We start from the raw sequence: 7,251 nt of genomic DNA, 5'->3' as shown, positions 1-7,251 counted from the left end.
CCACACACACCCCCCCCCCCCCCCCCCCCCCCCCCCCCCCCCCCCGGTTTTTTTGCCCCCCCCCCCCCCCCGGGGCCCGCCTCCACTTTTTCAAGCGGTACTGGGATCCTGGTGGTGACGATCCGACTTGCGCGTTGGGCATGGCGGGAGACGACCGGTGCGGACATTGCTCCGATTGCGACAAATTCAGCGGCGCAATAAGCTTCGGCCGTGAGCTACCAGGCGATGAAAAATCGAGTGATCTGTGATCAGAGGACTGTTCGGGAATGTTTCCTAGATGCTTGGTTTCATTGAGAGGTTTCCGGGCACCGTCAGGACACAGAAGGAATCTGAATACACTGAGCGCAAACCGAACCTCAATTGAGACACACCTGAAACACATCGACGCGCCGGACGACATGCATGCGAAACGTTTTGGGCGGATGGTCGAGCCGCAGGCAGGCCAGGAGCGCAGGAGCGTCGCCAATGACACCCGACCAGATTCGACTTGTTCAGGATAGTTTCCACGAGGTCCTCCCGATACGCGTGGCAGCCGCGGCTCTGTTCTATGAACGCCTGTTCGCGATCGACTCGGATCTTCGCGCACTGTTTCTGGCGAGCGACATGCCCAAGCAAGGCGCAGAGCTGATGGCGAGCCTGGGCTCCGTCGTGCGCGGACTGGATCGTGCCAACACCGTCCTTCCGACCGTACGCGAGCTCGCCAAGCGTCATGGGGCTTGCGGTTTCAAGGAGCATCATTACCCGATCGTCGGGCAAGCGCTCATCGACACGATGGCGGCCGGCCTCGGCACGGCCTTCACGCCGGCGGTCGGCGAGGCTTGGGAGGCAGCCTATGCGTTGCTCGCAAGTGTGATGATCGCGGCTGCTCGCGAGGATCAGCTCGCAGCGTGAGGCATCCGATGCCGGAACAATCGGCACTTAAGTTAGCGATGTTCGCGCTTTGAAACCAAACGCGCCCGTGGCCCAGCCCGGCGGCCGCGATTGACAGTGGCTGTCGATTCCCGTGGTTGCATACGCAGTTTAACGGATCCATTCCGTCGAATTCGGCCATAGTTCGACGGAGGCTCAAACGCTCACTCCCCTGGTCTTATCGCAACCTCCTCTAATTGACGGCGCGAATGGTCGCGTCGCGAGGATGGAGAAAAAACGACCACCATCGATCACGCAAACTATTCCGCCTCGAGCGACAGGCTCGACGCTATCGGCTTTGCCAAATCCGCGATCCGCCTGGCCTTCCGTGCATTGAAGATGCGCAGCGAGCGAGTCGCGCTACAGTCAACGCCCGACTTATCTGCTCAACGACATGTGCATCGGCCGCTCGGAGATCGATCACGTCACGTCAATGCGGTTTACAATTGCCAACAGCGCTCAACGCGGTGGCTTGAACGCGAATGATGCTGATCCACATTGACTCGGCCTGCTGAACAGGCTCGGCTCGACGGGCGTGAGAGTTGCCCCGAAGTCGGGCAAGGCCTTCAACACAAGAATTACTCAACCGCGCAATCCTGGGCGATCACCTCGCCAGGGTTTTGGCGCTTTGAACAAGGCCCACGTCTCGCAGATCGTTTCGAAGCGTGGAAGCATGTGGATCAGCAATTCCATGGCAAATTCCACGAACGCAACCACCCTCGTTCAAACGCAGCGCCGTCACAAGGAAGCGGTCCGGCAAATTCGCCGCACTATTCACTTGGAGAAGACGATGCAACACACCACCAAGTCCTCAAGGCCACCGTTGAACGGCGTCGACACGCCGAACCTTCTGGCAACGATCAACTTTGTCGCCGGCCAGCCTGAATTGGCCAAGTTCCAGTTCCGCGTCCACAACGAGTGGGTCGAAGGCACCCACAGCAAGAGCGTCATGCTCGGCTTTCACGGCGCCGGCCAGGAACAGAAGCATGCCAAAGCCTATTACGCCGACAGTGACCACCCGGCCGTGCTGTGCGGCGCCGATCACGGCCCCACCCCGGTCGAATGGCTGCTGCATGCGCTCGCCAGCTGCCTGATGGCGGGCGTCGCCAACATCGCCGCGGCGCGCGGCATCAAGCTGACCAAGGTGCAGTGCTCGGTCGATGGCGACATCGATCTGCGCGGCATCCTCGGGATTTCCGACGAGGTCCGAAACGGCTTTCACAACATCACGGTGGCGTTCGAAATCGAGGGCGATGCGCCGTCCGAGAAGCTCCAGCAATTGGTCGAGCAGACACGGGCACGGTCCGCGGTCTTCGACATGCTGACGAACGGTGTTTCCGTTTCGGTCGGTGTCAAAACCATTCAGTGATCCACTCGGCAAGGCGGTTCGGACGGGTGTCTGAACCGTCGCCCTCCAAAATTGATGGAAACAATATGGAACAGGCTGACGTTGTCATCGTCGGCGCTGGCCAGGCGGGCATCGCCTTGAGCCATTGCCTTCGAAAACGTGGGATCTCGCATGCCATCCTGGAACGCGGGCGCATTGGCGAACGGTGGCGGTCCTCGACATGGCGTTCGCTCCGCCTTTTGACGCCCAATTGGCTGAACGCGCTGCCAGGCTCCCCATATTGTGGCTCCGAACCCGACGGCTACATGAGCCGCGACGCGTTTGTGGAAACCCTGGTTGGCTATGCCCATCGATCGCAAGCGCCGGTGCGCTCGTACGTCGATGTCTTGTCGTGCGAACAGGATGGGCAGGGCTTCAGGCTGCGGACGACCGCCGGCGACTGGTCGGCGAAAGTCGTCGTTGTGGCCACTGGTCATTGCGACGTGCCGAGCATGCCCTTCCCCCTGCATACCAGCGCGGACCAACCGGTCAGCATCCACGCTTCGCAGTACCGAAGTCCCGACCAGCTTGCGTCAGGCGGCGTGCTGGTTGTCGGCGCATCGTCGTCGGGCGTCCAGATTGCCGACGAGCTGCGACGCAGTGGCAGACGCGTAATCCTGTCCGTCGGCAAGCACACGCGTTTGCCGCGCATCTGGCGAGACAAGGATATCTTCTGGTGGCTCTACCATATGGGATTCATGTCCCAGCGGCTGGACGATTTGACAGATCCCGACAGCGCCAGACGACAGCCTTCACTTCAACTTGCCGGTCGGGCGGATCGCTCCAATGTCGATCTGGCGACCCTTCAGGGCCTCGGAGTCGAACTCACCGGGCGGTTGAAAGGCATCTCGAACGGGACAATTGGCTTTGCCGATGATCTCAAAGATAGCATCACGGCGGCGGACGCCAAGCAGGACCGGCTCCTTCGCCAGGTCGACCAGTTCGCGGGTCACAAATCCATGGCCGGCGCCCCCGCCCCGATCGAGCTGCCGACGAATTGCCTCAAGCGCCTGTCGTTCGCGAACGACGACATCGGCACCATCATATCGGCGACTGGCTACAGCCGCTCGTTTTCATGGCTGAAACTGCCCGTCATCACCGCCGATGGCGAACTGGCCCACAAGGGCGGGATAACGACCGTCGCCGGCCTCTATGCGCTTGGCTTTCGCTTTCTGCGCAAGCGCGATTCCAATTTCATTGGAGGCGTTGGGCCGGACGCGCAAGCGATCGCCGACCATGTCTCACACTACCTCGGTCAGAGCGGCCTCAAGGCAGCATAAGGACATTCCGATGCTTTCCAATGTCGTCCCCGCACATTCTCACTACGACGCCATCATCGTCGGCGCGCGCTGCGCCGGAGCCTCGACGGCAATGCTGCTCTCCCGGGCAGGATTGCGGGTGCTGGCAGTCGACCGCCAGTCCTATGGATCTGACACGCTGTCTACACACGCGCTGATGCGACCAGCCGTCATGCAGCTTTCGCGTTGGGGCCTGCTCCAACCGTTGATCCAAAGCGGTGCGCCGGTGATCAGGTCTACCACTTTTCACTATGGCGAGCAGGAGGTCACGGTGCCCATTCGGCCCGAGCCAGATATTCCGGGCCTGATCGCTCCACGCCGCACGGTGCTTGATCGCATGTTGGTCGATGCAGCACGAGCCGCTGGAGCCACGATTATGCACGATACTCCGGTCCATGATCTCATGTTCGACGCACATCGCCGTGTTCGCGGCGTCACATTGAGAGATGCCGGCGGCCAAACTCGCGAGATAAGCGCCGATATCGTGGTTGGAGGAGACGGGCTCGGCTCGTTTGTCGCTCGCAAGGTCGAAGCACGGATGCTGGTGCAGGGGCGGTGCTCGGTGGCACATGTCTTCGGCTACGCCCCCGCGCCGGCGTTCTCGGGATACCACTGGTATTTCGGCCGGAACTTATCCGGCGGCGTGATACCGACGAATGACGGGCTTGCCTGTATCGTCGCATCCGTTCCGACCGAGCGGTTTGACGCGGAGTTCCGCTTCGATCTTTCCGCCGCACAGCTTGCCCTGGCAGCGCTGGCACCCGGATTGGGATCGCGGGTCTTCGGCAATGGTGGCGAACGTCTGAAGGCCTTCCGCGGCACGCCCGGCCGATTGCGGCAGGCATACGGCCCTGGCTGGATGCTGGTCGGCGATGCCGGCTTCTTCCGCGATCCGCTGACCTCGCATGGTATTTCCGACGCCCTGCGTGATGCCGAAGGGGCCGCGACGGCAATACTTTCCTGTCGCGAGTCCGCATTGCGGGAGTTCCAGGAAGTACGCGACAGCCTCGCGCTGCCCATCCTTAAGACCACGGACGCCATCAGTGCCTTCGACTGGTCCCTCGAAGAGCTACCTGAACGCCACAAGCGCTTCAGCGAGGCGATGAAATCCGAAGTCGCTGTGCTCTTGGCCCGGGCGGCGCGCGATCGCGAGGTTCCGCCTCTCCCGCAAGGGCTAGTGACGTCGCAGCTAGAGGCAATCTGAAACACAAAACAAGGAGCAAGGCTATGCAAACGACCATACGATCCGGATGGTCCGGGGTCCGGTTCGGACAACCGGAAGTCGGGGCCAGTGCAGAGCGAAGGCGCATCACTCGTGCTAGCGACATCATTGCGTTCAGCGACATGACCGGCGACAGAAACCCACTCCACTACGATGATGCCCTATCCGCCCGCACCGTATTCGGCCGTCTCATAGTTCAGGGCGGTGTCACTTCCGGCCTTCTCAATGCGCTGGTGGCCGAGGACTTACCGGGACCCGGCAGCGTCTTTCTTGGCGTCGAGTGGAAGTTCCTCAAGGCTGTCGGTATCGGCGAGGAGATCGTCGCACGCGCGGAGGTGCTTAGCGTGCGGGAAGACAAGCCGATCTGCACGCTGTCAACCACCGTCGCAAACTCGGCAGGCGAGATTTGCCTGTCCGGCACGGCAACAACCTACACTGTGCCGCTCGATTAGCCGCCATAGGCTGCCGGGCGGCTCTGCATTTCCATGCTCTCCCACACGCTGTCTCCAACGGGCAGAACGCATGTTCGAGGAACTTAGCGGAATGGTCCGCTGCAAACCAAGGAGCCAACTTTATGAACATCTCATTCGGTATCTATGCAACCCCGACATCCACTCTGTGGAAAGACATCCGCAAAGGTCCGCCGCTCGAGGCAGTCCGGGAGCATCTCGACCGCGTGATTAACTTCAGACGCCTTTGCGAGATCGCTCGCAGGGCTGAGGTCCGGTGACGGAGTACGGGTCAAATGCGATGGCGGGCGTGAAGACACGTCCGCCATCGGTTTGGGTGTTGCGAACCCAAATGCTTCGTCGCTAATGTAAGGCCGACCATACGGTTAGGACAACCGGATTGAGCTCGGCCTTCGAAGTAAGGGTCTTTGGCGACCTCACGGTTCGCCGTGACGGCGAGCCTGTGGCGCTAACGCAATCGCGCAAGACGCGGGCGTTACTCGCCTATCTGGCCGTGCAGCAAAAGCAGCAGCGCCGCGAGTGGCTTTGTGAGATGTTTTGGGACGTCCCTGATGATCCTCGGGGCGCGCTGCGTTGGAGCCTTTCGAAGCTGCGCCGGATCTTAAATGCCGACGGCGAGACCCGGCTTGCGGCCGATCGCAACGTGGTCCAACTGAAGCCGGGATCGATCTGGCTCGACTACGATCTGATCAGGGGCCTGTCGGCCGATGCGGTTGGTTCGCTGCCTACAGAGCGTCTGGATTCGATCGCTGCGGCTTTCGCCGGCCCGTTCTTGTCGGACCTCTATCTGCCGCGCTGCCAGGCGTTCGAGGCTTGGCGCGTCTATTGTTCGAACGAGACCGAGATTCTGCACCTGAAGGCGCTACGCGCCCTGATCGATCGCCTGGGCGACGAGCCTGAGCGGGCGCTTCCCCACGTGCACACGCTGCAGTCACTTCTTCCGGACAATGATCTAGCAGACGAGATCGCCCGCATTAACGATCAGGCTCGACTGACCGTCGCCGCTGCCCCGATCCGAAGTGGCACGACGGCTGGACCTGTTAGCCGGCCGGCCCCCGAACCTCCGCTGGCGGGGCCCGTGCCCGAACCCGTCCCGTCGCCTTTGACGAAGGTTTCGTCAGGTAAGCAGCAGATACGCTACGTCAATGCCCGCGATGGCACCCGGATCGCCTATGTCATCAGCGGATCCGGGCCAGCGATCGTGCGTGCCTCGCACTGGATGTCCCATCTCGACTTCGATTGGGAAAGCCCAGTTTGGGGACATTGGATCGACGGGCTGTCCAGCGGCTTCACGCTTGTACGCTACGACGGGCGCCTGAACGGCCTTTCCGACACAGTCTGTGAGGATGTGTCTTTCGATGCATTCGTCGACGATCTCGAATGCGTCGTAGAGGCCGTGGGCCTCAACCGTTTCGTCCTCCTTGGAATATCGCAAGGCTGTGCTCTCTCTGTCGAATACGCCATTCGCCATCCCGAGAGGGTCGCGGGTCTCTTGATTTGGGGGGGATATGTTCGTGGATGGCGAGCGCGCGGAAATGCGGCGGAGATCGTCAGACGCGAAGCAATCTCGGCGTTGATGCGTCAGGGCTGGGGTCGGGACGACCCATTGTTCCGCCAAATGTTCACCAACCTGTTTATACCGGGCGCCAATCGCGTGCAGATGGATTGGTTCAATGAGCTGCAGCGCCGGACACTCACGCCGGAAAACGCGATGCGGTTGAGCTATGTCTTTGCCGACATTGACATATCGCGATCGCTTGAACGGCTGCATGTGCCAGCGCTCGTGCTGCACGCCAACGGCGACCGGGTCGCGCCTTTCTCGGAAGGTTTGGAGCTCGCCAGATCGATAACTGGTGCCCGCTTCGTCGAACTGGAAAGCGCCAATCACATCCTTCTTGCCGAGGAACCCGCGTTCCGCAACTTCATTCTCGAGGCGTCGACATTTGCCAACGAGGCGCTTCAGGC

At 61.2% G+C, this 7,251-nt stretch carries 5 protein-coding genes and 1 pseudogene; all 6 read left to right on the top strand.

Annotated features, from left to right (window positions below; translation table 11 throughout):
• The first annotated feature begins 465 nt into the window (after nt 1-465).
• Nucleotides 466-891, top strand: coding sequence for a globin family protein (locus tag AC0L15_RS21360; RefSeq protein ID WP_027154472.1), 426 nt, complete (start codon nt 466-468; stop codon nt 889-891).
• A gap of 808 nt (nt 892-1,699) precedes the next feature.
• Nucleotides 1,700-2,278, top strand: a complete 579-nt coding sequence (locus tag AC0L15_RS21355) for an OsmC family protein (protein WP_027154473.1) — start codon at nt 1,700-1,702, stop codon at nt 2,276-2,278.
• 65 nt (nt 2,279-2,343) lie between these two features.
• Nucleotides 2,344-3,576 carry a flavin-containing monooxygenase gene (locus tag AC0L15_RS21350; protein WP_287248120.1) on the top strand — a complete coding sequence of 411 codons (1,233 nt, stop codon included), beginning with the start codon at nt 2,344-2,346 and terminating at the stop codon, nt 3,574-3,576.
• A gap of 10 nt (nt 3,577-3,586) precedes the next feature.
• Nucleotides 3,587-4,798 (top strand): NAD(P)/FAD-dependent oxidoreductase, encoded by a 1,212-nt coding sequence (locus AC0L15_RS21345; RefSeq protein WP_473496953.1) that lies wholly within the window; start codon nt 3,587-3,589, stop codon nt 4,796-4,798.
• A 23-nt stretch (nt 4,799-4,821) separates the two neighbouring features.
• The gene (locus AC0L15_RS21340) at nt 4,822-5,268 is read left to right on the top strand and encodes a MaoC family dehydratase (protein WP_027154475.1); all 447 of its coding nucleotides are present in this window, start codon (nt 4,822-4,824) and stop codon (nt 5,266-5,268) included.
• 550 nt (nt 5,269-5,818) lie between these two features.
• Nucleotides 5,819-7,129, top strand: a pseudogene (locus tag AC0L15_RS21335) (bifunctional AfsR/SARP family transcriptional regulator/alpha/beta hydrolase); the annotation flags it as partial.
• Nucleotides 7,130-7,251: the final 122 nt, after the last annotated feature.

It is taken from the genome of Mesorhizobium sp. WSM4846, from assembly GCF_055811415.1.
Note: the sequence above shows the minus strand (reverse complement) of the source record. Positions and strands in the feature narration are given on the sequence as shown.